At 65.7% G+C, this 1300-nt stretch carries 2 protein-coding genes; both read right to left on the reverse strand.

Going from position 1 to position 1300, the window contains the following annotated elements; genetic code table 11:
• The coding region (locus ADK57_RS12650; protein ID WP_199830563.1) for an RICIN domain-containing protein at window positions 1–255 on the reverse strand (255 nt) is incomplete at its 3' end.
• A 38-nt stretch (window positions 256–293) separates the two neighbouring features.
• Window positions 294–1300, reverse strand: a 1007-nt coding sequence (locus ADK57_RS12655; protein ID WP_053749517.1) for a pectinesterase family protein, incomplete at its 5' end; no start/stop codon positions are given.

Raw genomic sequence — 1300 nt, forward strand, 5'->3', positions numbered from 1 at the left:
GGTCTGACTGCCGACGCAGTTCCACTGCTGGACGAGGGCCTTGTTGGCAGTGCTCATGTTGACGACGTCGAGGCACATGCCGCTCTTGGTGACGGCCAGAGTGTACGTACCGCCGGCGCTCGGCGTGGCGGCCTGCGCGGGGCCCGCGGAAGCACCGATCACCAGGATCGGCACCGCCAGGACGAACGCGACCATCGCATGCAGAAGGCGGCGATGTGTCTTCAAGGTGCGTGTGCGTACGCGGCTCTGTCGCACGGGGATGCTCCTTCCGGAGGTCGGATGGTGGCCGTCGCTCACAACGGATTCCACCCATCGGAACCTGCGAGGTACTTCTGCGGGGTGTAGTCGGCCGCCGCGGAGTCGCTGAGCTGTGGCCGGTTGCTGTTGACCGTGGCTCCGGCACCGGTGTTCTTGTATTCGCTGAACCGCGCGTTCTGCCAGGAGTTGGAGGACATGTCCGTCCACGGCTGGGCGGTGGCCATGGCGGCGCTGAGTGTCGATTCCCGGTAGAGCACCTGCGCGTCCGGGTACCAGGGACGGCCCAGCTGGGTGGTGTTGTTGGTCGCGCCTGTGATGTTCGAGCGGTAGAAGAGGAAGCCGTACTTCTTCGAGATGTCCGTGCTGGCCGCGGTGATCGGGCCGCCGGTCGTCCGCTTCTCGTAGATGTCGCAGTCGTTGAAGACGATGGTGCCGGCGCCGAAGATGAAGTCGACCGTGCCCTCCACGTAGGAGTTCACCACGTAGGCCCGTGCCCCGGTGTTGACCAGGAAGGTGTCCTGGTCGCCCAGCAACCGGACGTTGTTGAACACGGAGCGGTCCGCGTTGAGGTTCAGTGCCACGGCCTGCTGACCCGACGTGGTCGTGCTTTCGTCGAAGTCGTTGGACACGGTCAGGTTGGTGGCCGTGAAGTCGTGTCCGTTGACGAACATGGTGGCGCTGCCCGAGGTGCCGTAGCCGCCGGCGCTGTGGTTGTTGACGATCACCGTCGCCGCGGACGAGGAACCCAGACCCTTCAGGGTGATGTAGGGCTTGTTGCTCGGGATCGTCACGATCTCGCGGTAGGTCCCGGGCGCGACGGTGATGACGACGGGCTGTGTGTTGCCCGAGGGCACCGCGTCCACGGCGGCCTGGACGGTCGTGTAGGTCCCCGACCCGTCGGCGGCCACCGTCGGCTTGCTGCCGATCAGCGTGAACGCCCACTGCTTGTTGGTGTTGGCGGTGCAGGTTTCCTGGATGACCGGGTTGCCCGCGGTGGTGCTCGCGTTGAGGTCGCTGAGGCACAGACCGCTGCTGACGCTCA

The organism is Streptomyces sp. MMG1533, assembly GCF_001279775.1.
GTDB lineage: Bacteria > Actinomycetota > Actinomycetes > Streptomycetales > Streptomycetaceae > Streptomyces.